This is a genomic window from Vibrio sp. ABG19 (genome assembly GCF_029962385.1).
Classification (GTDB): domain Bacteria; phylum Pseudomonadota; class Gammaproteobacteria; order Enterobacterales; family Vibrionaceae; genus Vibrio; species Vibrio ostreae.
On the sequence record NZ_CP071708.1, the window covers coordinates 1152175 to 1177830 of the forward strand.

Consider the following 25656-nt stretch of genomic DNA (forward strand, 5'->3'; position numbering starts at 1 on the left):
TGCGCACCACGCCGTGTTCAAACAAAACAGCTTTCACAAGCAACAGTTGGCCCAGGACACAAATAAAAATCCCCACCATCCTGGTGGGGCAACGGGAGAGAAATAGGAGGTAATTATTGTTATGGCGCTAGGATTGATTAATTTACGCCAGATTACAATATGGCCGGATCACGAAATTCACTCACCTTTCCGACCGAAAAAAATGACAACTAAACCATATAGATCATCAAGATAGAAACAAAACGGCCGTCCGCTCCGCTTAGTTTACTCGCAGAAATAACCAAAAGTGTGAATGACGATGAATTACAGAAATGGTTACTGGCTTTCGCCGTTGTTCGCAGAGTGACAGAGCAGGAGAATGGGCTTGGTCAGGCAGACCACGTGGATAAAATCAGTTCAGAGAGTAGCAAACGGGCAGCTTCAGATTAAACGCGGCCCAATAAAAAACGCCCCAGTCAAAAGTGTGACTGGGGCGGCTGAATCAGCCTAATCCAATAACGTGAAACAAAAGGTCTGAAAGATAGAACATCTTACCTCTGTACCCTACGGAAGTTAATGTACAACAATTGGTCACAAATGGGAACTCCTTTTGTAGTTTTTTTTCATTAAATTTTTATTAAGCAACATAAACTTCTGAAATACACTTACTTTTTTATTGATAAAAAAAAGCCAGCGACTGTGCGCTGGCTCATGATATTTCAGTGGATTAGGCGATATTCTGTCTAGTGTGCCTCATCCCAGTTGTTACCGTGACCAGATTCAGCCACTAAAGGCACCGCCAGAGATGCGGCAGATTCCATCAGATTCTGTACTTTACTTTCAATTTCGGACAAAGCTGACTCTTCGACTTCAAACACCAGTTCATCGTGGACCTGCATCAGCAGTTTCACCCGACCAGCCCCTTCCGCTTCGATCCATTCATCGACCAGCAGCATGGCTTTCTTGATGATGTCCGCTGCCGTGCCCTGCATCGGCGCGTTGATTGCCGCACGCTCAGCCGCTTTACGACGCATACCGTTGCGCGACTGAATTTCCGGCAAATGAAGACGACGTCCGAAGATGGTTTCCACATAGCCCTGTTCGGCTGCCGTACTGCGGGTATCTTCCATGTACTGCATCACGCCCGGATAACGCTCGAAGTAAGTATCCATATACTGCTGCGCTTCACCACGCGGAATGCCGAGTTGCTTGGCGAGGCCAAAAGCACTCATGCCATAGATCAGACCGAAGTTCACCGCTTTGGCACGGCGGCGCTGTTCGCTGCTGACCTGATCAATACTGACTCCGAGAATTTCCGCTGCGGTCGCGGCGTGGATATCTTTACCCTGTTGGAAAGCTTCCAGCAGCGCTTTATCACCGGACAGATGCGCCATAATACGCAGTTCAATCTGCGAGTAGTCGACAGCCATAATTTTCCAGCCGTGTGGCGCAATAAACGCCTGACGGATACGACGCCCTTCCTCATTACGGATTGGGATATTCTGCAGGTTAGGATCGGTCGAGGACAAACGCCCGGTCGCCGTCACCGCCTGATGATAAGAGGTGTGCACCCGGCCGGTACTTGGGTTAATCATTTTCGGCAGTTTGTCGGTGTACGTCGATTTCAGTTTGGCCAGACCGCGGTATTGCAGAATCACGGCCGGCAACGGGTAATCCAGAGCCAGCTCCTGCAGCACTTCTTCGTTGGTCGACGGAGTACCGGACGGCGTCTTCTTCACCACCGGCAATTGCATCTGCTCAAACAAAATGGTCTGCAGCTGTTTTGGCGAGCTGAGGTTAAATTCCTGACCGGCGATATCAAACGCTTTCTGCTCTAGTTCATCGAGCTTGTGAGCAATCTCCTGCGACTGCGCACCAAGCAGCATGTCATCGATCAGGACTCCGGTACGCTCAATACGCGACAACACGGGCACCAGTGGCATTTCAATGTCACGATAGATACGCTGCAAAGACTCATCCTGATCGATAAGCGGCTGCAGACGGTGATGCAGACGCAGCGTCACATCGGCATCTTCTGCCGCGTAAGGCGCAGCCTGCTTAAGATCGATTTGGTTAAAGGTCAGCTGGTTTTTGCCTTTGCCGGCCACCTGCTCAAACGAAATACAACTGTGCTGCAAGAAACGCAGTGCCAGGCTGTCCATATCGTGCTTACCACCGACGCTGTTATAAACGTAAGAGGCCAGCATGGTATCGTGCTTAATACCGCGCAGTTCGATGTTATAACGGGCCAGCACACTGGCATCGTATTTGAGGTTCTGGCCCACTTTGGCCTGCTGTGCATCCTGCAGAATGGGCTTGAACTGGGCCAATACCCAGTCGCGATCCAGTTGCTGCGGCGCATCGAGATAATCATGCGCGACCGGCACATAAGCCGCTTCGCCTTCCGCTACTGCGAATGAGACACCGACCAGATTGGCCACCATGTAGTCCAGGCTGTCAGTTTCGGTATCAAACGCAAACACTTCAGCCGCTTGCAGCTTATCCAGCCAGCGGGCAAACGCCGCTTCATCAACAATGGTTTCGTAATGGCTACGATCAATCGTCACTGCTGAGGTATCCGCCGCAGGCACTGAAGAGGTTTTCGCACCACTGGACGCTGCGCTGGCGCCGGTTTTTTCCGCCGCTTCCACCACGCCGTTGCCACCTTCCAGCAGTTCGGTCAGCCAGGATTTAAACGCCAGCTTGCCGTACAGTTCAATCAGAGCATCACGGTCTGGGGTATTTTTCAGCAAACTTTCTGGTGTGCAGTCCAGCTCGACGTCCAGTTTGATGGTCGCCAACTGATAGGACAGCATGGCATTGTCGCGGTTATCCTGCAGCTTTTTCGCCATGGTTTTCGAACCACGGAAACCGAGCGCGGCAATATCATCCAGCTTGTCATACAGATCATTCAGACCACCGATACCCTGCAGCAGCGCAGTCGCGGTTTTATCACCCACCCCGGGCACACCCGGAATGTTATCAACTTTATCGCCCATCAGCGCCAGATAATCGATGATCAGCTCCGGCGGAATACCGAATTTTTCGATCACCCCTGCGCGATCCATCACCACGTTGGTCATGGTGTTGATCAGGGTAACGTTGTCATCCACCAGCTGCGCCATATCTTTATCACCGGTGCTGATCAGCACCGGCATACCGGCTTGCGACGCCTGGTGCGCCAGGGTACCTATCACATCATCCGCTTCCACGCCTTCAATCGACAGCAGCGGCAGCCCCATGGCACGGATCACCTGATGCAGCGGCTCTATCTGACAACGCAGATCATCCGGCATTGGCGGACGGTGCGCCTTGTACTCGGCATACATATCATCACGGAAGGTTTTGCCTTTGGCGTCGAACACCACCGCAATACGCTCACTGGCAAACTGACGCATCATGGCTCGCACCATGTTAACCACACCATAGACGGCGTTGGTCGGGATTTCACCATTACTCATGGTGCCCGGGTAGGCGTGAAAAGCGCGGTATAAATAAGAAGAACCATCAATCAGAATTAACGGGTTATCAGGGATGCGGGCCATAGATTTGCTATCCAACAAGAAACAATGCCGCTTAGGATGCCATGACTGCTGTCCGGTTTCCATGTTCAAGCGCCAAAGCGCGCTCTATGTGGCAGCAATTATTCCCCCAGACCTGGTCCGCCTTGGTCGGCCTCCTGTGGATAACTCTGTTCATAGATTTTATCCACTGGTTATTAAATGGCACATAAACTGCGATACAATCATTTTAAGTGTATATTTTTAAATGACTTTCACAAAGATCGATCAATCTCATTACGATCCTTTTCCGATCATGCAATGTGGAAAAGACACTCGCTGTCCTTTTACTCAACCACCCTGCTGCGTGCTGGCGAATCATTCGGATCAGGCATGAAAGTTAAACATTACGCTGCAAAGCTGCCCCCGCACGGATGACAGGCATAAAAAAAGCGACATCCGAGAATGTCGCCTAGCAATATAAGGTGAAAGTCCGTTAGCTGTCCTTTCCCATAAAGCTTAAAATATTACACTGGAAGCAATGTGAGCAATGTCGTGTCAAAAAGAATGTGTCCGGCCAAACTTCTGTGTTTTGTCACCAGTGGTGTGCCGCACTGTCTGGCTGGTCACTTATTCCCTAAGACAGGTTTAATAATAATGATTCTCATTTCGTAGTCAAGCTCTAAATGAGAAAAAATCTCATTTATTTTTAAAAATATTTAATCAAGTACAGTCGGCTCTCAATCAAAGGGTCTACTTTTTCAAAATTTTCAATAAGATAACCATTTCTCAGCAGTAAACGTAACATGGCCGGAAACTGATTACGTGATTTAACCGTTAACGCCTGATATCCCTGCTCTGTTACCCATCGCTCCTGAGCCTCGAGCAGCAGCTGCGCCACACCTCGATTACGCGCTGCCGCCGTCACACCACCAAACCAGCTGTAGAAGGTGGTGGCATCGACCTGATAGCCAATTTTAAACCCCAATAGTTGCTGCTCATCTTCCGCCACCAGAATAAGATGCCGCTTGCCTGCCAAACGCAGTGCCATACTGGCGCGGTTCTCGCTGCGGCTGAACTCAGCGATTTGCGCAGCAACCTGCTCCGCCTCTTGCAGGGTTCCGATCCGAATTTGCATCCCTTACTCCTCGTCATTCTGGTATAAAAAAGGCCGGCACTGCGGCCAGCCTGGATAATGGCAACAGACTCGTTTAGTCCGCGCGGCGCAGATATTCAGCCGCCTTGGCATTATCCTCAGCCAGCCACTCGGCCACATCTTTGGCAAAATAGGTCAGAATGCCATCGGCACCGGCACGTTTGAAACACAGCAGCGATTCAAACACGGTTTCACGCTCAGCCAGCCAGCCGTTATTAATCGCTGCTTTATGCATCGCGTATTCACCTGAGACCTGGTAAGCAAACGTTGGCACCTGCAGTTCGCTTTTCACCCGGCGTACCACGTCAAGATACGGCATACCCGGCTTGACCATCACCATGTCCGCCCCTTCATTGATGTCCAGCGCCACTTCATGCAGCGCTTCATCACTGTTGGCCGGATCCATCTGGTAATTTTTCTTGTTGCCGCCCTTGAGATTACCGGCAGAGCCGACGGCATCACGGAACGGACCATAATAATTGGAAGCATATTTGGCCGAATAAGCCATGATCTGGGTATGAATATGCCCGGCCTCTTCCAGTGCCGCGCGGATTTTACCGATCCGGCCATCCATCATATCTGACGGTGCAACCACATCGGCACCGGCCGCGGCGTGTGACAGCGCCTGCTTAACCAGCACCTCGGTGGTCTCGTCATTCATCACATAGCCGTCGTCGTCGATAATGCCGTCCTGACCATGGGTAGTGTACGGATCAAGCGCGACATCGGTGATGACACCAATTTGCGGTACATGCTCTTTAAGCAGACGCACCGCGCGCTGCACCAGACCATCCGGGTTGTACGCTTCGGTCGCACACAGGCTTTTGGCGTCCTGGTTAACCACCGGGAAGAGTGCAATCGCCGGCACACCAAGATTCGCCAGATACAGTGCCTCTTCCAGCATCAGATCAATCGACAAACGTTCGACACCCGGCATCGATTCCACCGCTTCACGGCGATCTTTGCCCATCAGAATAAACATCGGATAAATCAAATCATCCACTGACAGCTGATTTTCCGCCATCAGACGACGGCTGAAATCGTGCTTACGCAGACGGCGCATGCGGCGCCCCGGAAACTGACCTTGAATGGATACAGACACTCTACTCTCCTTATGATTCGACCTGATACTGGCGCTGATGCCACCCTGGCTCAGGCATTTTTCGCAGCTCTGCGGCATCACCTGATGTGGTGATAGTACCGCCTGGTGGCGAAATGATATCACTCCTACTTCACGGCGCTAGGATCTGGCGGGAAAAATGCAAAAAATGACCCCAAGCTCACACTCACGTATACTGGGATTTTTCGACAGCCAACGAACGAGAGTGCGCTATGATTGACAGCCATGCCCATATTTATGCCAGTGAGTTTGACCAGGATCGTGACGAGGTGGTCAGCCGGGCACTGGCTCAGGGAATCGAGCAGATCCTGCTGCCGAATATCGATCTCGACTCCATCGCGCCAATGCTGGCGACCGAAGCGGCTTACCCGCAGGTATGCCGCTCGATGATGGGTTTGCACCCCTGTTATGTCGACAGCAACATCACCCAAACGCTGGCCGAGATTGAAGCCTGGTTTGACCGGCATAATTTCATTGCCGTGGGTGAAATCGGTATCGATTTATACTGGGATAAAACCTACCGCACTGAACAACAAATGGCATTCGTGACCCAGCTTAACTGGGCCAAACAGCGCGATCTGCCTGTGGTGATCCACACCCGGGATTCGATTGAAGAGACCCTGACTTTGCTGCGTCAGGAGCAGGACGGCCAGCTGCGCGGTGTGTTCCACTGTTTTGGTGGCAGCGTGGCAGAAGCGCAAGCGATTAATGAGCTGGGTTTCCACCTTGGCCTGGGCGGTGTATCAACCTTTAAGAATGGCGGAATGGATCAGGTCATCCCGCATCTGGATATGAACTACGTTATTCTGGAAACCGACTGCCCTTATCTGGCGCCGGTACCGCATCGCGGCAAGCGTAATGAACCGGCCTATACCCAGCTGGTCGCACAGCGTGTCGCTGAACTGCGAGAGACCGATGTGGCCGACATTGATCGCATCACCACCCACAACGCAAAAACGCTGTTTAAGCTCTAATCAGCGCTGAGCGACCATCAGACCGGATGACGCCAGCTCGCAGGTCAATCCTGCTGCGCACAAACAGCAAGAGCGGCCCGCAGGCCGCTCTTGCTTATTTTACCGTTTATCGTTTATCGACGTCGATTGTGGTGACAGGCTAAATCACTCCTGCTCCGCATCCTCTTGCTGGTCATCTTTGCGGGTGTAAAAACGGGCAAAGAACAGACCGATTTCAAACAACAGACACATCGGAATGGCGAGCAGCGTCTGCGATACCATATCCGGCGGCGTCAGCAGCATGCCGACAATGAATGCCGCCACAATAATATACGGACGCTTCTCTCCCAGCTCTTTTGGCGTCGTGACACCCGTCCAGCACAGCAAAATAATCGCCACCGGCACTTCGAACGCGACTCCGAACGCCATAAACAGCGCCAGAACGAAGTCGAGATAACTGGCGATGTCGGTCGCAAACTCGACCCCGCCTAGCGAGATAGCGGTAAAGAAACCGAACACCAGCGGAAAAACCACGAAATAGGCGAACGCGACACCGCAATAAAACAGCAGCGAGCTGGATAGCAACAGCGGGAAAATCAGGCGGCGTTCGTGCTTATACAGGCCCGGCGCAACAAATGCCCACACCTGGTACAAAATAAACGGTACCGCAATAAAGACCGCGACGATCAACGTCAGTTTCAGCGGAGTAAAAAACGGCGACGCCACATCAGTGGCGATCATGGTCGCCCCTTCCGGCAAACGATCCACCAGCGGCCGCGAGACAAATTCGTAAATCGTATTCGAAAAATAAATCAGCCCGACAAACACCACGATCACCGCTGCGATACAACGCAGCAGGCGATCACGAAGTTCCAACAAATGGCTGATCAACGGTTGAGTCTGTTCGACTGAAGACATTGAAACCTCATGTAACCGGACCTGACAGCTGCCATCGGCAGTGCTTGGCCGGAGTAATTAGTCGGCTTTCTTTTCTGCCGTGTTGGACGGCTCGGCTGAAGCAGAATTGCTCACAACAGGCTCGGCATCCGATGATGCCGCTTCACTCTGCGCCTGCGCAGCGTAAGGACGCTGCACATCACGCGCAGCCTGCTTAAGCGTATCCACCGATTCCTGCAACTCTGGCGACAGATTTTTCATGTTCATCTGTTCCGCCTTGCGCAGGTTTTCCTGCAGCTCCTGCACCTTGAGTTCATGAGCCAGTTCATCTTTGACGCTGTTGGCCATGTTCTTGGCGGACGAAACGAATTTCGCCACGCTGCGAATGGCTGTCGGCAGACGTTCCGGACCTAACACCACCAGAGCCACGACAGAAATTAATACCAGTTCCCAAAAACCGATATCAAACACGATTTAGGCCTGCTCTTTGTCTTTCTTTGTCTCAGCAGCAGCGGCTTCGCTTTTCTGCTGTTCCAGATTCTTTGGTTCAAAGTCGGCATCTTTCTTCGCCGTTGTCTGGTCATCTTCCGACATGGCTTTCTTAAAGCCTTTCACCGCACCACCCAGATCGCCACCGATACCACGCAGTTTCTTCGTACCAAACAGCAAGACGACGATAACGGCAATGATAAGAAGTTGCCAAATACTGATCCCACCCATTTTCTTTACCTCGGGTTATTAGTTACACAAATATTTCAAGAGATTAACGTCTACTGACGATAAGCTCGCCAACTCAACAGCCAAAATGCGACGCCGGCAATCGCACCGCCTGCCGCCCATTGCTCGTAGTGGCTGGACAGCAATATTGCCGAGCATACGACTAAAGTGGCGCCAACACCAAATAAAAACTTACCCGTCGCCTGCTGGCGCTTACTGTCACGGTAGCCCTGGTAAAACTGCTCCATGCGGGTATTCAAATTTTTGCCCTGCTTGAGACTGTCATACAGTAACTCAGGCAACTCAGGCAGTTTTTCTGCCCAGAACGGCGCTTTTTCTTTGATGGCATTCACCACCGCTTGCGGGCCGACCTGGTTCATCATCCATTTTTCCAGAAACGGCTTGGCGGTTTGCCACAGGTCGAGTTGCGGATACAACTGACGCCCTAAACCTTCTACGTAGAGCAGCGTTTTCTGGAGCAGTACCAGCTGCGGCTGCACTTCCATATTGAAGCGACGCGCAGTGTTGAACAGATTCAGCAATACATGGCCAAACGAAATATCGCACAGCGGTTTGGCAAAAATCGGTTCGCACACAATGCGAATCGCCACTTCGAATTCATCGATATTGGTATCCTGCGGAACCCAACCGGAGTCAACATGCAACTGAGCAACTTTACGGTAGTCGCGGTTGAAAAACGCCAGGAAGTTTTCGGCCAGATAGCGCTTATCTTCGGCATTCAAGGTGCCGACAATACCGCAATCAAGACCAATCCACATCGGATTGTCCGGATGCTCAGGGCTGACAAACACATTACCCGGATGCATATCGGCATGGAAAAAACTGTCGCGGAAAACCTGGGTGAAAAACACCGTCACACCACGCTCAGCCAACAGTTTCATATTGGTACCATTGGCCTGCAGACGGCTAACGTCTGAAACCTGGATGCCGTATATTCGCTCAGAAACCATGACAGTTTTATTACTGAGCTCAGTAATAATTTCCGGCACGTACAGTTCATCACTGCCTTCGAAGTTACGCCGCAGCTGGATGGCATTGGCGGCTTCACGGCGCAGGTCCAGTTCATCGAGCAGCGTTTTTTCGTACTCACGCACCACTTCTACCGGCTTAAGACGACGAGCCTCCGGTGTAACCCGGGCCAGAATACGCGCCAGACGGTACATCAGTTTCAGATCGGCATTGATAACCGGACGAATATCCGGACGAATCACTTTCAGCACCACTTCGCGGCCATTGGACTTGAGCTTGGCAGTGTGTACCTGGGCAATCGAGGCCGAGGCGAGCGGTTCAATATCAAACTCATCAAACCAGGTTTCCAGCGGCCCGCCGAGGGCTTTCTCCATCTGCTGCTTGGCCAGTGCACCATCAAACGGCGCGACTTTATCCTGCAACAGGGCCAGCTGATCGGCAATATGCGGCGGGAACAGGTCACGTCGGGTCGACATCATCTGACCGAACTTGATCCACACCGGTCCGAGCGCCTGCAGCGCGAGACGCAGCCGTTCACCCAGTGGTTTATCCGCATGCTGGTTACGAATCCAGAACATCGATTTACGCGCCAGACGTGGCACCCGTGCCAACTGATGATCAGGCAGGAACTCGTCCAGACCATACTCAAGCTGGACTTTTATAATCCGGTATAAACGCTTTACTTCGGCCAGGGTCATACTCGTTCCAACAACTTGGCTAAACGGGCTTCAACGCGCGCAGCCTGACTTTTGACATCATCGACCTGATCGCAGAAATGGGCGATCTCGAGCGCAGCCGGAGCGACACGCCACTCTTCGGTCAGCACCTGGCCGAGGTGATTCTGATGTTTGCTGATCCGGGCATGCAATGCAGCGCCGACATTTTTCACCCCTTGCACCAGACCGTGGGCAACCACATCACCGGTGACACGTGACAGCCATTCTTCAAGATCCGGCTTACAGTCGGTCATCAGTTGGGAGAATTTCTGCGCCAGCTGAATGTCGCCTTCCAGCACCAGTTTGTCCTGTTTAATCAAACGGGTAATGTTGGCCTGCTCACGCAGTTCAGGCAATACCGAGAGGTGGAGCGACAGATAGCAGTCCGGCTCACCTTCATAGTTAGCCAGCACATCAATCTGCTGGCTGAAGATAAAGGTCAGGGTCTTATTCAGTTCTTTGAGATGAACCTGGATCACCTGCCCCTTAAGGCGGGCAAGGCGGCGTTCGAGTTCAGGATCATCATGAATCAGAGTATTAAGCGATGATTCGATCACCGCCGTAACTAAAGGTTCAAACGGCATAAGCGGTCCTTAGAATTTGTAACCGCGGTGCAGAGCCACAATCCCGCCAGTCAGGTTGTAATAGCTGGCATTATCGAAACCGGCCTCTTCCATCATTCCTTTCAGGGTTTCCTGATCCGGGTGCATACGAATCGACTCCGCCAGATAACGGTAGCTATCGGCGTCGTTAGCGATCAACTGGCCCATCTTCGGCAGAATGTGGAATGAGTAAGCATCATACACTTTCGACAGCGGATCGAGCAGAGGTTTGGAGAACTCCAGTACCAGCAGACGACCGCCCGGCTTGAGTACGCGGTACATAGAACGTAACGCTTTGTCTTTGTCAGTCACGTTACGCAGACAAAAACTGATGGTGATACAGTCAAAATAGTTGTCTGGAAACGGCAGTTCTTCTGCATTGGCCTGCACATAATGTACGTTGCCGACAATACCGCGGTCACGCAGCTTATCGCGGCCGACATTGAGCATCGAGTTGTTGATATCGGCCAGGATCACATGACCTTGTTCGCCCACGATACGGGAAAATTTTGCGGTCAGGTCACCGGTACCACCGCCCAGATCCAGAATACGCTGCCCCGGACGCGCGCCGGAACAATCGATGGTAAAGCGCTTCCACAGACGGTGAATCCCCCCCGACATCATGTCATTCATCATGTCGTATTTGGCTGCCACTGAGTGGAATACCTGGGCCACTTTGGTCGCTTTCTCCGCGGTCTTTACTGTCTCAAAACCGAAATGGGTGGTTTCTTGATTCTCTGCTGTATTGGTTTGCACTCTGGTATCCGTCATTGTGTTTCCTCTTGAGCCGTGTTCACGACTAAACTGCAACTGCGGCGATTAGTTTACTTTATCCTCAGCTTGATGTCTTTCTTCTAACCCGAAATCTGTTTCATGCTGAGCCTTTTCGACCCACTGCTGGCCGATAGAACGTTTGACTTCCACCCCGAGCTGTTTAAACCCCTCCGCCTGACGAATCGCATTACCACGACCACTGGCCAGTTTGTTCATTGCGCCCTGATAACTCTGGTTGGCTTTATCCAACGCACCGCCCAGCCCTTCCATATCATCGACAAACAGACGCAGCTTGTCGTACAGGCGGCTGGCCCGCTCGGCAATGAGCTTGGCGTTCTGGTTCTGGCGGTCGTTACGCCACAGGTTATCGATCGTGCGCAGCGCCACCAGCAAGGTGGTCGGGCTGACCAGAATAATGTTGTGCTCCATCGCATCTTTGACCAGACTCGGGTCAGCCTGAATCGCAACCTGGAACGCCGGCTCAACCGGAATAAACATTAATACGTAATCCAGGCTCTGAATGCCTTTGAGCTGATGATAATCCTTCTGCCCCAGCCCTTTGATGTGACTGCGCAGCGCCAGCAGGTGATCGCGCAGCGCCACATCGCGCTCCGCGTCCGTCTCGGCATGGAAGTAACGCTCGTAAGCCACCAGCGCCATTTTCGAGTCAATCACCACCTGTTTGTCATGCGGCAGATGGACAATCACATCCGGCTGATAGCGTCTACCCGCCTCGTTTTGCAGGCTGACCTGGGTCTGGTATTCGTGCCCTTCACGCAGGCCGGACTCCGCCAGTACCCGCGCCAGCACCACCTCGCCCCAGCTACCCTGCTGTTTATTATCACCTTTCAGCGCCTGAGTCAGGTTGAGCGCTTCTTTGGCCATCTGTTCATTGAGGCGCTGCAGATTACGCAGTTCATGCACCAGCGTATGGCGCTCTTTCGCTTCCTGGTTAAAACTGTCATTCACCTGGCGCTTAAAGCCGTCCAGCTGCTCACGCAGTGGTGACAACAAACCATCCAGGCTCTGACGGTTCTGCTGATCCACCTTGGCGGTTTTGGCTTCAAACACCTGATTGGCCAGCTGTTCAAACTGCTGCTTGAGGCGCTCTTCGGCGCGCTCCAGCAGCTGCAGTTTTTCCTGGCTCGATTCCAGTTGCTGCTGATGACGGGCCTGTTGTTCATGCAGTTGCACTTCAAGCTGCGCTTTTTCTTCCCGCAGCCGGCCCAGCTCATCGCTGTATTGCTGCCGTTCCTGTTTAATCGCCTCGAAATAACGCAATTTTTCCAGCACCGCCATCATTTTGCCGTGTGACTGGCGTAATTCGAATTCCGCTTTATCACGCTCCTGATCGAGCTGTTCCAGCTCCTGCTGGGCACTGCTGAGTGATTGTTGCAACTGGGTGATTTGCTGCTCATGCCAGCGCGCTTCGCTGCTCAGTTGCTGTTGCAGCAACTGGGCCTGAACCTGATATTTTTGTTTGACCCACCAGCCGACGGCCAGACCAGACACGGCAGCGGCGCCCAGTGCGGCCAGGCAGGCTTCCAGGTTGTCGAGAATCCATTGCATAATAACGGTTTACTTACTTTGGGTTGTTGACAAAAAGAGTATTTCGATACTGGATAAATGTCCAGTTTGTCGGCACATTATTCCGCGCTTAGACTAGCGACTAAGCAAACATGGAATGGAAACTTGTATGAATGAAGGTCGTGCCCTGGGATTAGGGCTGAGTGCAGTATTACTCTGGTCTACCGTCGCCACCGCGTTTAAGCTGACCCTGGCCCAGTTCACGCCAATCCAGATGCTGACCGTGGCCTGTATCGTCTCGGCTCTGGCGCTGCTCGCCATCTGCTGCTGGCAGGGTAAACGCCAGTTGATCGTCCCGACTCTGATTGCTAACCCCGGTTATTACCTGCTGCTTGGCCTGATCAACCCGCTCGCTTACTATCTGATTCTGTTCAAAGCCTACGACCTGCTGCCGGCCTCTCAGGCTCAGGCGATCAACTACAGCTGGGCCATCACCCTGACCTTGATGGCGGCGCTGTTTCTCGGCCAGAAAATCCGTGTTCAGGACTGGATTGCCTGCGTACTGAGTTATTTCGGCGTGGTGGTGATCGCCACTAAAGGCGATGTGCTGGGTCTGCAGTTTGACAGTCCGCTCGGCGTCGGACTGGCCCTGATCTCAACCTTGCTGTGGGCCGGCTACTGGATTCTGAATACCAAAAACAAGGCTGACCCTGTGGTCGGCGTCCTGCTCGGCTTTGTTATCGCCATCCCGTTTGCGATTGCGATCAACCTGTATGAAGGCGCCGCCTGGAACGCCATCACCGCCAGCGGCTGGGCAGCGGTCACTTACGTCGGCCTGTTTGAAATGGGCATTACCTTTGTGCTGTGGCTGAGCGCACTGAAAAACACCCATAATACCGCCCGCATCAGCAACCTGATTTTTGTCTCGCCGTTTGTATCCCTGATTTTACTCGCCACCATCATCGACGAACAGATTCACCCGACCACACTGATCGGGCTGGTTCTGATCATCACCGGCCTGGTTATTCAGCAGTTCAAACGTAAACGCAGTAAACTGGCGGCAGAAAAAGCCTAGAACAACTGATGGGCCAGTTCAGCGCCCTGACCGCGCACCTGATCGATGACGACATAGCACTGCGGGTCAAGCTTAAGTGCTTTCACCGCCGGATGACGCTCAAGAAAAGCCTGTTTTTCCTGCGCATCAAACAGTGAATCCCAGCGGCGATGGACATCGCGCGCCAGATAAAGCACACACGCCAGACGTTTCGATTGCTCCGCCTGACCAGGGTGATTGACATGCTCGATGGCATCCGCCATCTCAGGCGGAAAATTCCACGCTTTCGCCAGCTGAGCCCCCAGCTGTTGTGCATCAACCCCTAGCAACTCCTGCTGCACCTCACTGGCTTTTTCCCCCTGACGGACTCGCTGTTCAATCTGTTCAGCCTTGGTCGGTTCCAGCGCGTGAATCATCAGCTCACCGATATTATGCAAAACGCCGGTGGTAAAAGCCTCATTCGAATCCAGTTTGAGCGGTTTGGCCAGCTTGCTGGCGATCATGGCTATTTCAAATGTATGCGACCAGTAGTCTTTGATATTGAGTGTTTTCAGCGCCGGAAACACCCCTGACACCACAGAAGAAGAGATCAGGGTGCGCACCGCACCACTGCCGACGCGGACAATGGCATCGCTGATGGTCGATACCCCTTTGCTTGCGGCGTTGCCAAACTGGGCCGAATTGGCCATCCGCAGCACCCTGGCGCTGAGTACCTGATCCATCGACATCTTGCGCGATAAATCACTGAAATCGACATTGTCACGATGAACCATATTGAGCAGTTCCTGCTGGATGCTCTCGATACGGGGCAATTCATTGAGGCGGGAGATCAGGGCTTCTTGATTCATGCTTGCACTCCTTGTGGCAGCCAACAGCAATACTATAGGACAGATTTCGGCGCGGCAGCAGGGCAATAATGAGAGATTTATCAGGTAATTTGCTCGCGGTACATTTTCGGACTGACCCCAGCTTTACGCTTGAACACCCGTGAAAAATAGAGCGGATCGGAATAACCGACGATCCGGCCAATGTGATTGACTGAATAGTGAGTCGTCACTAACAGTTGTTTGGCTCGGCTGATGCGCTGATCATCGCGCCACTGGGTAATGGTCATCTTCATTTCATCACGAAACAGATGGCCAAGCCGGGACGGTGACAAACAGGTGTGGGCCGCGATCTCCTCCAGAGTAAAATCCTGGTTGAGGTTCTGGGTCATATAGTTAATCGCCTGGATAATGCGCGGATCAAGCGGTTTACTCACCACATCCGGCTGCACGGTTTTACAGCGGATCAGCAGTTGCTCCAGCAGATTAATCGCCAAATCATCGCGATACGGCATATCCGACTTGGCGGTATATTCAATATCGACAAACAGGTTTTCGATATGCTCTATCGTCTGCGCGTCCAGCCCCTGAGTCAGGAACACGCCGTTACGCTCTTCCTGCCAGCTCAACCAGTCATTCCAGAACGCGCGCGGACGGAAATAAACCCAGCGATGGAACCAGGATGCACTGTCGGTTTTACGATGATAGAAATGGTTAGCGCTGGGTGGAAACAGCAGCAGATCGCCCGGTTTCACGTGAAACATCTGTTCACCGCAAAAGATTGTGCCTTCGCCTTTGCTGGTGATGTTAATAATGTAACCCTTCATACCGCCGGGACGATCTATGGTGTAATCCAGTTCATCGCCTTCAATGATCGGCGTCAGCCCGGCCACCAGGTGTGCATCGAAATTGTAGCCAGGTTTGAGAGGATCGGTTGTTTGCATAGACCAACAGTTGCTGAATTTTTCCCTAGTGTAGGGGCTGCCTGTTAGCTTGGCGATTTTTGAGTTCACACTTTTTCCAATACGATCCACTGGGTGGCAGAAAATGCTTCACGAAACAGATCGGTTTTGGCCGCCTGACGAATAAAATCACTCGGCAGGCCATGCCGCGCACGCTGCCAGTGCTGGCAAGACGGCGCCGGTAACTCACGGCTGGCCGCCGCGATTGGCGAAGGCTGCGCAGTGACAGGCTGGATGACATGGCGGATATCAAGCCGAGTCGGAATGCTGTTACGCGCCAGATACTCAATCACCACCGCTGGCTGCTCCGATTGCTGATGAAAGAAGTAATTCATGTTGAGTGACAAACGGTCACTGTGATGCCACTGGCACCACTGCTCGATACGCTCCGCACGATGACGAAATTTCCACTCCGCCGCCGACAGATCGAGCTGCTCACCATTATTGGTCAATTCCAGTCGTCCCTGATAGAGCATCTGCCCGGCGTGATAGAGCTGAAACTCTGTCGGACGGGCTGTCGACACCCTCAGGGTCCACAACTGATGATGAATATCAAAGCTGGGTTCGCGACAAGACTCGTCTACGCTCACTATGCATTACCTCTTTGTGCTTGTGCGTCCCCTCTGCACGCAAAGGGGACAGACGACTTAAACGCCGGAAGCCAAGCGATAGTACACACTTTGCATTTTGAGCTCCGACTTGAATTGACGCAGATTGGTCTGCTGGTCGATAAGCACCATTTCCATGCCCAGCATATCGGCGTAGTCGCTCAGCATCTCGACGCTGACTGCCTGGCTGTAAGCACTGTGGTGCGCGCCGCCGCCATGGATCCAGGCCGCCGCCGCGGTTTGCAGATCCGGCAGAGGCTGCCACAGGGCATGCGCGACCGGCAGATGCGGCAGGCTTTGTGGCGGCGCAACCGTGTCGAGACAGTTGACCAGCATGCGGAAGCGGTTACCGAGGTCAATCACCGACACATTGAGCGCAGGTCCCTGCTCACCACTGAACAACAAGCGCGGTACATCACAACGCAGGCCGATAGTGTGCGGATGGATTTCCAGCTTAGGCTTCGCCGCGGCAATGCTCGGACACACCTCCAGCATATGCGCGCCCAGCACCTGATCGGTCGCGCCAAAGTGGTAAGTGTAATCTTCCATAAAGGAAGTGCCGCCACGGCGGCCTTTACCCATCTGCTTCATGATGTGCACCATGGCCGACGTTTTCCAGTCGCCTTCGCCACCGTAACCGAAGCCTTTCGCCATCAGGCGCTGTGTCGCCAGGCCCGGCAGCGATCCCAGTCCGGTCAGGTTCTCGAACGTATTGGTGAATGCACTGGCGCCAACGGAAGTGAGGAAGCGTTCCATGCCGATTTCCAGCCGGGCCTCACGCTGCATAATCTTACGCAGGTCACTGTCATTGATCAGCGCCGCATCCATCGCATAGCTCGACGCGTATTCGTCCAGCATACGTGCCACATCCGCCTCGGAGACGGCATCGACAACCTCGGTCAGTTCGCCCAGGCCGTAAGCGTTGACTTCATAGCCAAACTTAATCTGCGCCGAAACCTTGTTGCCTTCCGTTACTGCCACCTGACGCATATTATCACCAAAACGCGCCACTTTCAGGCTTTGACCGACCGCGATACCTACCGCCGCGCGGCACCAGTCATCAATCTGCTCATGCACCTGCGGATTCTGCCAGTGACCAACCACGACTTTACGGTCAATATCCATCCGGGTACCGATGAAACCGAACTCCCGACAACCATGTGCACTCTGGTTAAGGTTCATGAAGTTCATATCGATCGAATCCCACGGCAACGCGGCATTGAACTGGGTATGCAGGTGTAAAAACGGCTTGTTGAGCTGGCTCAGGCCGGCAATCCACATTTTGGCCGGTGAGAAGGTATGCATCCACAGCACCAGGCCAAGACAGTCCGGATCGTTATTGGCTGCGCGGCACACGGCGAGGATTTCGTCCGGCGTTTTCACCGTACCTTTATCTACCATAGGCACCGAAATCGCCGCAGACTCGTTGAGCCCTGCCACGATGTGAGCGCTGTCCTGGGCCACTTGCTGCAAAACTTTCGGGCCATACAGATGCTGAGAGCCGGTTACAAACCATACTTGCTTATCGTTAAATACTTTCATTCTATTTCCCTGCTTATTTTTTATGACTGTCGGCCTGGCCGTAATAGGCATTGGCGCCGTGTTTGCGGAGGTAATGTTTGTCGAGCAATGCCTGATTGATGTATTCCACCGCCGGATTGATCTGCAGTGTCTGCAGCGCCATCGACGCCACCACTTCCATCACCACGGCGTTATGCACCGCCTGGTGGGCATCTTTGCCCCAACTGAACGGGCCATGTTCTTTGACGATCATGCCCGGTGTCGCCATCGGATCCTGGTCTGCCAGGGTTTCCACCATCACCAGACCGGTATTGAGTTCGTAATCGCTGGCAATTTCTGCGTTCGACAGCGCGCGGGTACAGGGAATACTGCCGTAGAAGTAATCCGCATGCGTGGTGCCCAGCGCCGGAATGGCCTTACCTGCCTGAGCCCAGGCCGTGGCATGCGGTGAATGGGTGTGCACCACACCGCCGATGTGTGCATAGGTGCGGTACAGCACCAGATGCGTCGCCGTGTCGGAAGACGGATTCAATTCTCCCTCAACAATGTCACCAGCCAGGTTGACCACCACCATGTTGTCAGCGCTGAGATCTTCATACGCCACACCGCTCGGCTTAATCACCACCAAGCCGGATTCGCGGTCAATCGCGGACACATTGCCCCAGGTGAATGTCACCAGATTGTGGCGCTGCAGATCCAGATTGGCCTGCCACACCTCGTTGCGCAGCTTACGCAGACGCTCAGCCTGCGGGCGCACCGGATTGAGAGTTGCCTGTTGAGTCATGTTATTGCTCCTGCGCTTGATGAAATTCCGCCAGCTGCTCCAGGTGCTGACCTAACTGACGATAGCCCTGATAACGACGGGCGCGCAGCGCCTGCAACTCAGGGTCCGGCTGATACACGGCACTGATTGGGCTCGCCATGACCTGTTGCGCCTGCTGCGCATCGGCGTATACCCCGGCCGCGACCGCCGCAAATATCGCCGCCCCCAGCGCGCAGCACTGCTCTGAACGCACCACAGCAATCTCACGTCCGATCACATCGGCACACATCTGCATCACATAGGGTGATTTTTGCGAGATACCGCCAATGGCAATCACCCGCGCCACGTCTACGCCCTGATCGACAAAACAATCCACGATGGCTTTGGCACCGTGCGCGGTGGACTCCACCAGCGCCGCGAACAAAGCCGGCGCTTCCGAGCCAAGATTAAGGTCAGCCAGCGCACCTTTGAGGCGCTGGTTGGCATAAGGCGTGCGGCGACCGTTGTGCCAGTCCATTGCCAGTGGTGAATGCGGATTAAACTGATACTGCGCCGCCGCATCAGACAGCATAGGGATCAGCGCTTGCTCCAGTTCATCCAGGGTTTGCTGCGCCCCGGGGTGCTGTGCTGCGAAGCTCTGCAGTGGCCACAACAGGACCCGTTTCAGCCAGGCATAAATGTCACCAAAGGCCGACTGACCGGCTTCAAGTGCCATCAGCGCGGGCAGTGCACTGCCTTTGACCTGACCGCAGATACCATGAATGGTGCGCTCGCCAACGTCTCCGGCATCGACCATTAAAATGTCGCAGGTTGAGGTACCAATCACCTTAACCAAGTCATTCGCGCCGGCGCCGGCACCAACCGCGCCCATGTGACAGTCAAACTCACCGACGGCCACAGCAATCCCGGCCGGCAGGCCCAGCGTTTCCGCCCATTGCGTACTCAGTTGCCCGGCCTGCTGCTCAGCGGTATAAACCTGACTGAACATGCGCGCGCGCATGCCATCCAGCGTGGGTGAAATCGCCGACAAGAACACCTGATCCGGCAGACCGCCCCAGCTGTCGTGCCACATCGCCTTGTGTCCGGCGGCACAAATACCGCGCCGCAGCGTATCGGGATGTTGGTTACCGCTCAGCAAGGCAGGAATCCAGTCACACAGTTCAACCCAGCTGTGCGCCCGGGCTGCGACCGCCGCATCCTGCTCACTGACCCAGGCGGCTTTGGCCCAGAACCATTCCGAGGAGTAGATGCCGCCGATGTATTTGGTGTAATCGGTAAAATCACCGCTATGTGCCAGCTGGTTGATGCGCTCCGCTTTGGCCACCGAGGTGTGGTCTTTCCACAAAATAAACATCGCATGCGGGTTGTGCTCAAACTCCGGCAGCAGCGCCAGCACATTGCCATCTGCATCAATCGGCGCCGGCGTGGAACCTGTGGTGTCCACGCCGATACCAACCACCGCCTGGCGCACGGCGGCCGGTTGAGCGGCCAACGCTGCCTGCACCGCGCTCGTCATCGCTTCAATATAATCTCGCGGGTGATGGCGAAACTGAGACTGTTCCGGCTGGTTATACAGGCCCTGCATCCAGCGCGGATAATAAGTGACACCGGAGGCCACCTCTTCGCCACTGGTCGCGTTAACCAGTAAGGCACGTACCGAGTCCGAGCCAAAATCAAGACCGATGACATACGCAGGCTGAGTAGCAAAATGCTCCATAACAACTCCATGTAGGGTGGGATTTTTATTTTGTTATAACTCCGCTACGCTGCGGCAACCATGACCACGACCGCTAGATATATGGATAAAAACGCCACATAGATAAAAGCGTGCTGTTGTTTAAAAAAAGGGCAAGCGATAAAAAGCTCACCAATAGTGCGCAAATGCCGTGATTTTCAGCCTGTCAGAGCGCCAATTTCGCACCATAAGCTGGCAACTGAGATCCGCATCATGTTCCCTCCCGCTAAATAAATGGACAAAATTGCTACAATCTTTAGGTGTGATTTTGGTCACTTCAACCTGGCGCGGAATCCTCAACTATGGATAGCGAAACAAACCCCTACCAGCGGATGGAATAACAATGAAACTAAAAACCCTACTCTCTACCGCAGTCCTCAGTGGATTGACCTTGTTAAGTGCTTCTGCCAATGCGTTCTTCGGTTCGGATGATGAATTGCGGCTTGGTTATCTGGTTAAACAGCCGGAAGAACCCTGGTTCCAGACTGAGTGGTCGTTCGCCGAACAAGCGGGCAAAGATCTCGGTTTTGAAGTGGTCAAAATGGCGGTGCCGGATGGCGAGAAAACCCTTAACGCCATCGATACCCTGGCCGCACAAGGCGCGAAAGGTTTTGTGATTTGCACGCCGGATCCAAAACTGGGTCCGGCCATCATGGCCAAAGCGAAAAGCTATGACCTTAAAGTGGTCACGGTCGACGACCAGTTTCTTAACGCCAAAGGCCAGCCGATGACGGACGTGCCGCTGGTGATGATGGCAGCAACGGCCATCGGTGAGCGCCAGGGTCAGGAGCTGTATAACGAAATGACCAAACGTGGCTGGGATGCCACCACGACCGGTGTAATGGCAATTACTGCCGATGAACTCGATACCGCGCGCCGCCGCGTAGATGGTTCAATTTCCGCACTGAAAGCGGCTGGGTTCCCGGCCGGACAAATCTACCGCGTCCCAACCAAAACCAATGACATTCCTGGTGCACTGGATGCGGCCAACTCACTGCTGGTGCAATACCCGGACGTGAAACAGTGGCTGGTGGTCGGCATGAACGACAACACAGTACTGGGTGGCATTCGCGCCACTGAAGGCCAGGGCTTTGGTGCCGACAACGTGATCGGTATCGGTATCAACGGTGTGGATGCCGTCAACGAACTGGCTAAATCTCAACCGACCGGCTTCTATGGCTCTCTGCTGCCAAGCCCGGACGTGCACGGCTATCAAAGTATTGAATCGCTGTACAAGTGGGTCAAAGACGGTGTTGAACCGAAAAAATTCGTCGAAGTCACCGATGTGGTCCTGATCACGCGCGACAACTTCCGTGACGAACTGGCGAAAAAAGGCCTGTAAGTCCCTGCAGGGTGGCGACCGCCTTTCGGTCGCCACCGGATTCCACGGAGAGAAAGGATTAAACGGAGAAAACGTTATGGCGAAGTCCCCCTCTTATCTCGAATTTCGTAACATTTCCAAGCATTTCCCCGGAGTTAAAGCTCTGAGTAATATCAGCTTCCGCGCCAATGCCGGCAGCGTGCATGCTCTGATGGGCGAAAACGGCGCCGGAAAATCGACGTTACTGAAAACCTTGAGCGGGTTCCATAAACCAACCGACGGTCACCTGGCGATCGATGGCAAGGAGCACCTGTTTGACTCCACCAATGATGCGCTGGAACAAGGCATCGCGATCATTTATCAGGAACTCAACCTGGTGCCGGAACTGAGTGTGGCGGAAAACATCTACCTCGGTCAGTTGCCGACTAAGAATGGCCGGGTGGATAATGACACCCTCAACCGTAACGCGCGGGTGCAGCTCGAACGTCTGGGTGAAACCTTTGACCCATCGCGGCCGCTGAAAGAGTTTTCGATTGGTCAGTGGCAGATGGTTGAGATCGCCAAAGCGCTGAGCCGCAACGCGCAAATCATCGCCTTTGACGAACCAACCAGCAGCCTGTCACAACGGGAAATTAAAAACCTGTTTAAGGTGATTCGCGAACTGCGTGATGACGGCAAAATCATTTTATATGTCTCGCACCGTATGGAAGAGATCTTTGATCTGTGCGATGCGCTCACCATTTTTAAAGACGGTACTCACGTGCAGACCTTTGATGACCTCAGCGAACTGAGCCACGATCGCCTGGTTGAGCTGATGGTGGGCCGGGAAATCAACGACATCTATAACTACCGGGGACGCCAACATGGCCAGAGCGGATTACGCATCGAAAATTTCCAGGGCCCGGGGCTGAGCGCGCCAGTCTCGCTCGACATCAAACAGGGGGAAATCCTCGGCCTGTTTGGTCTGGTGGGAGCGGGACGTACCGAACTGACCCGGCTGATTTTCGGCGCTGAACGCGCAACAGGCGGTGATCTCTACCTGCATGATGTCAAAATCGGTATCAAAACCCCGCAGGATGCGATTCGCGCCGGTATCACCCTGTGCTCGGAAGACCGTAAAGCGGACGGCATCGTCCCTATCATGTCAGTCCAGGAAAACACCAACATCAGTGCCCGCCCCTGGTACCTGAAATTCAACAGCCTGATCGACTTTGAATGGGAAAAACGCAACGCACAGACACAGAAAGAGGCACTCAATGTCAAAGCCTCATCACTCGAGCAACCGATCGGCAAACTGTCGGGTGGCAACCAGCAGAAAGTGATTCTCGGCCGCTGGTTATCGACGGCAATGAGCGTGATCCTGCTCGATGAACCGACTCGAGGTATCGATGTCGGTGCCAAGTCGGAAATTTATGAACTGATTTTTAAGCTGGCTGAAAACGGCGTCACGGTACTGGTGGTATCCAGCGACTTACCGGAAGTACTTGGCATTTCCGACCGCCTGCTGGTGATGAAAGATGGTGCCGTGAGCGGTGAACTGCAGCGGGACGAGTTTAATGAACAAGCGGCCCTGCGTCTGGCGATGCTGGGCAATGAAGCTGTCGCAGCTTAATCCTGAGGAAGAATATTATGTCTTTATCCAACCCTACCAAAGTGATCGATAGCGAGCCTGGCCGCTCAAGTTTTAACTTCGCCAAGATCTGGGACAAATTCGGCATGCTGATCGTGTTTGCCGGCCTGTTTCTGCTCTGCGCGCTGTTTGTGCCCTACTTTGCTACCTTCATCAATATGAAAGGCCTCGGCCTGGCTATCTCCATGAGCGGGATGGTGGCCTGTGCCATGCTGTTTTGTCTCGCCTGTGGCGATCTCGATCTGTCCGTGGCTTCGGTCATTGCCTGCTCCGGCGTGGTAACGGCGGTGGCGATCAACGCCACCAGCAGCGTGGTGCTCGGCGTCGGAGCCGGTCTGTTGTCCGGCGTGCTGTTTGGCCTGCTGAACGGGTTTGTGATTGCCAAACTGCAGATTAACGCGCTGATCACCACCCTGGCGACGATGCAAATCGCGCGCGGTCTGGGCTACATCATCTCCGACGGAAAAGCGGTCGGCATTACCGAAGAGAGCTTCTTTGCCCTGGGGAACTCATCCCTGCTCGGTATCCCGACCCCGATCTGGCTGACCATAGTGACCTTCGCGGTGTTTGCTTTCCTGCTCAACCGCACCGTGTATGGCCGTAACACCCTGGCCATTGGTGGTAACGAAGAAGCGGCCCGTCTGGCCGGCGTCAACGTGGTCAAAACCAAGATGATCATCTTCACCGTGTCCGGCTTTATCTCGGCGCTGGCCGGGGTGATTCTGGCAGCGCGCATGACCAGTGGTCAGCCGATGACCTCAGTCGGTTTCGAACTGGTGGTAATTTCAGCCTGTGTCCTGGGTGGCGTATCGCTCAAAGGCGGCATAGGTAAAGTCTCTTATGTGATTGCCGGGGTGCTGATCCTGGGCACGGTTGAGAATGCCATGAACCTGCTCAATATGTCACCGTTTGCCCAATACGTCGTGCGCGGCGCAATTCTGCTGGCAGCCGTTATTTTTGACCGCTATAAACAGAAATCGCAGTAAGTGGGGAACTTTCTGCTGTTTTGCCTCCTTATTGCCTGCAATAAGGAGGCTTTTTTATGCGCCGCTTCTCATTCATGCCCTTCAGTCCGCCCTGTGGTCACGACTCGCTGCGAAATGGCGGCGAATACCCGCCAAACTGCGCAATAATGCTAATAAAATGGACATATTTGCTGGCAAAACCTTTCTGTGACCGAGCTCTAGCTGCTTAACAATTGATCAACCTATTATTAACTCACTCTCATATCTGACCCGCTGATAACACACTCTAAAATTCCAGCGCCAGATAGCTAAAAGCCATACGTCTACTCCGAGAGTGAAACAAAAAATCAACAAGATAGGGAATAAATCATGTTAAAAAAACTCTCTTTAGCTGCCTCCGTCAGTGCGGTACTGATGTCCGGTTCACTGCTGGCCAACACCCTTACCGTCGGCTTCTCACAAATTGGTTCTGAATCCGGTTGGCGAGCCGCCGAAACCGCCGTTTCCAAAGCAGAAGCAGAAAAACGCGGTATTAACCTCAAAATTGCTGATGCACAGCAAAAACAGGAAAATCAGATCAAAGCGGTCCGTTCGTTCATCGCCCAGGGCGTGGATGCCATCTTTATCGCCCCAGTGGTGCAGACGGGCTGGGGACCGGTCCTGGAAGAAGCCCGTGACTATGATATTCCGGTCTTTCTGCTCGACCGCGGCATCAGCGTAGAGGATGACTCGCTCTATACCACCGCTATCACCGCTGACAACGTGCTGGAAGGCAAAGTCGCCGGTCAATGGCTGATTGATAAAGTCGGCAGCCAAGCCTGTAACGTGGTTGAACTGCAGGGCACCGTCGGCGCCAGCGTGGCGATTGACCGTAAACAGGGCTTTGCCGAGGCGCTGAAACAGGCTGACAACGTGCAGATAGTCCGTACCCAGTCCGGTGAATTTACCCGTAGCAAGGGCAAAGAGGTGATGGAGAGTTTCATCAAAGCGGAAAATAACGGCAAGAACATCTGCGCGGTGTTTGCTCACAATGACGACATGGCGATCGGCGCCATTCAGGCGATTAAAGAAGCCGGCCTCAAACCGGGCAGCGATATCGTCATTGTCTCCATTGATGCGGTGCCGGACATCTTCAAGGCCATGCTTAACGGCGAGGCCAACGCCACCGTCGAGCTGACGCCGAACATGGCCGGTCCCGCCTTCGATGCCCTGATCGCCCTGAAAGACAAGGGCACTGTCCCGCCGAAGAAAATCGTTACCGAGTCCAAGCTGTACCTGCCGGATGACGCCCAGTCGCAACTGGAGCTGAAACAAGATCTGGGCTACTGATTGGATGTCGTCA

The 25656-nt window shown here is 53.6% G+C and carries 22 protein-coding genes; 6 read left to right on the forward strand and 16 right to left on the reverse strand.

Going from position 1 to position 25656, the window contains the following annotated elements; translation table 11 throughout:
• Positions 1-722: 722 nt before the first annotated feature.
• The 3 genes from polA to hemB form a co-directional block, all read right to left on the reverse strand.
• Positions 723-3524, reverse strand: a complete 2802-nt coding sequence (gene polA / locus J0X00_RS11520; RefSeq protein WP_282478079.1) for a DNA polymerase I — start codon at positions 3522-3524, stop codon at positions 723-725.
• Between the two features lie 664 nt (positions 3525-4188).
• The gene (locus tag J0X00_RS11525) at positions 4189-4617 is read right to left on the reverse strand and encodes a GNAT family N-acetyltransferase (RefSeq protein ID WP_282478080.1); all 429 of its coding nucleotides are present in this window, start codon (positions 4615-4617) and stop codon (positions 4189-4191) included.
• Positions 4618-4690: 73 nt separating this feature from the next.
• Positions 4691-5737, reverse strand: coding sequence for a porphobilinogen synthase (gene hemB / locus J0X00_RS11530; protein WP_282478081.1), 1047 nt, complete (start codon positions 5735-5737; stop codon positions 4691-4693).
• Positions 5738-5967: 230 nt separating this feature from the next.
• Here hemB and J0X00_RS11535 point away from each other — a divergent pair, with 230 nt between their 5' ends.
• Complete coding sequence (locus tag J0X00_RS11535; RefSeq protein ID WP_136487303.1) at positions 5968-6729, forward strand: TatD family hydrolase; 762 nt, start codon at positions 5968-5970, stop codon at positions 6727-6729.
• A 144-nt stretch (positions 6730-6873) separates the two neighbouring features.
• Here the strand turns inward: J0X00_RS11535 and tatC are convergent, their stop codons facing one another.
• Genes tatC through rmuC form a run of 7 tightly spaced genes read right to left on the reverse strand, consistent with a single transcriptional unit; the run spans position 6874 to position 12973 of the window.
• Positions 6874-7626 carry a twin-arginine translocase subunit TatC gene (gene tatC / locus J0X00_RS11540; RefSeq protein ID WP_136487302.1) on the reverse strand — a complete coding sequence of 251 codons (753 nt, stop codon included), beginning with the start codon at positions 7624-7626 and terminating at the stop codon, positions 6874-6876.
• 57 nt (positions 7627-7683) lie between these two features.
• Positions 7684-8076, reverse strand: a complete 393-nt coding sequence (gene tatB / locus J0X00_RS11545; RefSeq protein WP_136487301.1) for a Sec-independent protein translocase protein TatB — start codon at positions 8074-8076, stop codon at positions 7684-7686.
• A 3-nt stretch (positions 8077-8079) separates the two neighbouring features.
• A complete protein-coding gene (gene tatA, locus J0X00_RS11550) occupies positions 8080-8325 on the reverse strand; it encodes a Sec-independent protein translocase subunit TatA (RefSeq protein ID WP_136487300.1) in 246 nt (81 codons plus the stop codon).
• A 50-nt stretch (positions 8326-8375) separates the two neighbouring features.
• Positions 8376-10010 carry a ubiquinone biosynthesis regulatory protein kinase UbiB gene (gene ubiB / locus J0X00_RS11555; protein ID WP_282478082.1) on the reverse strand — a complete coding sequence of 545 codons (1635 nt, stop codon included), beginning with the start codon at positions 10008-10010 and terminating at the stop codon, positions 8376-8378.
• Entirely contained in the window at positions 10007-10612 is a 606-nt protein-coding gene (locus J0X00_RS11560) for an SCP2 domain-containing protein (RefSeq protein WP_136487298.1), read from the reverse strand. Before J0X00_RS11560 ends, ubiB begins: the two co-directional genes overlap by 4 nt.
• A 9-nt stretch (positions 10613-10621) precedes the next feature.
• A complete protein-coding gene (gene ubiE / locus J0X00_RS11565; protein WP_136487297.1) occupies positions 10622-11401 on the reverse strand; it encodes a bifunctional demethylmenaquinone methyltransferase/2-methoxy-6-polyprenyl-1,4-benzoquinol methylase UbiE in 780 nt (259 codons plus the stop codon).
• A gap of 48 nt (positions 11402-11449) precedes the next feature.
• Complete coding sequence (gene rmuC, locus J0X00_RS11570) at positions 11450-12973, reverse strand: DNA recombination protein RmuC (RefSeq protein ID WP_218562586.1); 1524 nt, start codon at positions 12971-12973, stop codon at positions 11450-11452.
• A 127-nt stretch (positions 12974-13100) separates the two neighbouring features.
• Between rmuC and J0X00_RS11575 the strand changes: the two genes are divergently transcribed.
• Entirely contained in the window at positions 13101-14006 is a 906-nt protein-coding gene (locus tag J0X00_RS11575) for a DMT family transporter (protein WP_282478083.1), read from the forward strand.
• Here the strand turns inward: J0X00_RS11575 and J0X00_RS11580 are convergent.
• From J0X00_RS11580 to J0X00_RS11605, 6 genes are all read right to left on the reverse strand, one after another.
• Entirely contained in the window at positions 14003-14833 is an 831-nt protein-coding gene (locus J0X00_RS11580; RefSeq protein ID WP_282478084.1) for an HDOD domain-containing protein, read from the reverse strand. The genes J0X00_RS11575 and J0X00_RS11580 overlap by 4 nt on opposite strands.
• A gap of 80 nt (positions 14834-14913) precedes the next feature.
• The gene (gene araC / locus J0X00_RS11585) at positions 14914-15753 is read right to left on the reverse strand and encodes an arabinose operon transcriptional regulator AraC (protein WP_136487293.1); all 840 of its coding nucleotides are present in this window, start codon (positions 15751-15753) and stop codon (positions 14914-14916) included.
• A 65-nt stretch (positions 15754-15818) separates the two neighbouring features.
• Positions 15819-16361 carry a hypothetical protein gene (locus tag J0X00_RS11590; RefSeq protein WP_282478085.1) on the reverse strand — a complete coding sequence of 181 codons (543 nt, stop codon included), beginning with the start codon at positions 16359-16361 and terminating at the stop codon, positions 15819-15821.
• 57 nt (positions 16362-16418) lie between these two features.
• Positions 16419-17921 carry an L-arabinose isomerase gene (gene araA, locus J0X00_RS11595; protein WP_282478086.1) on the reverse strand — a complete coding sequence of 501 codons (1503 nt, stop codon included), beginning with the start codon at positions 17919-17921 and terminating at the stop codon, positions 16419-16421.
• 13 nt (positions 17922-17934) lie between these two features.
• A complete protein-coding gene (locus tag J0X00_RS11600) occupies positions 17935-18684 on the reverse strand; it encodes an L-ribulose-5-phosphate 4-epimerase (protein WP_282478087.1) in 750 nt (249 codons plus the stop codon).
• Position 18685: 1 nt separating this feature from the next.
• Positions 18686-20380 carry a ribulokinase gene (locus J0X00_RS11605; protein ID WP_282478088.1) on the reverse strand — a complete coding sequence of 565 codons (1695 nt, stop codon included), beginning with the start codon at positions 20378-20380 and terminating at the stop codon, positions 18686-18688.
• Positions 20381-20741: 361 nt separating this feature from the next.
• Between J0X00_RS11605 and J0X00_RS11610 the strand changes: the two genes are divergently transcribed.
• The 4 genes from J0X00_RS11610 (at position 20742) to ytfQ (ending at position 25643) form a co-directional block, all read left to right on the forward strand.
• A complete protein-coding gene (locus J0X00_RS11610; RefSeq protein WP_282478089.1) occupies positions 20742-21740 on the forward strand; it encodes an arabinose ABC transporter substrate-binding protein in 999 nt (332 codons plus the stop codon).
• Between the two features lie 76 nt (positions 21741-21816).
• Positions 21817-23331, forward strand: coding sequence for an L-arabinose ABC transporter ATP-binding protein AraG (gene araG, locus J0X00_RS11615; protein WP_136487287.1), 1515 nt, complete (start codon positions 21817-21819; stop codon positions 23329-23331).
• A 17-nt stretch (positions 23332-23348) separates the two neighbouring features.
• On the forward strand, positions 23349-24335 hold the full coding sequence (araH, locus tag J0X00_RS11620) for an L-arabinose ABC transporter permease AraH (protein WP_136487286.1): 987 nt from the start codon (positions 23349-23351) through the stop codon (positions 24333-24335).
• Positions 24336-24683: 348 nt separating this feature from the next.
• Positions 24684-25643, forward strand: a complete 960-nt coding sequence (gene ytfQ, locus J0X00_RS11625) for a galactofuranose ABC transporter, galactofuranose-binding protein YtfQ (protein ID WP_136487285.1) — start codon at positions 24684-24686, stop codon at positions 25641-25643.
• Positions 25644-25656 lie beyond the last annotated feature (13 nt).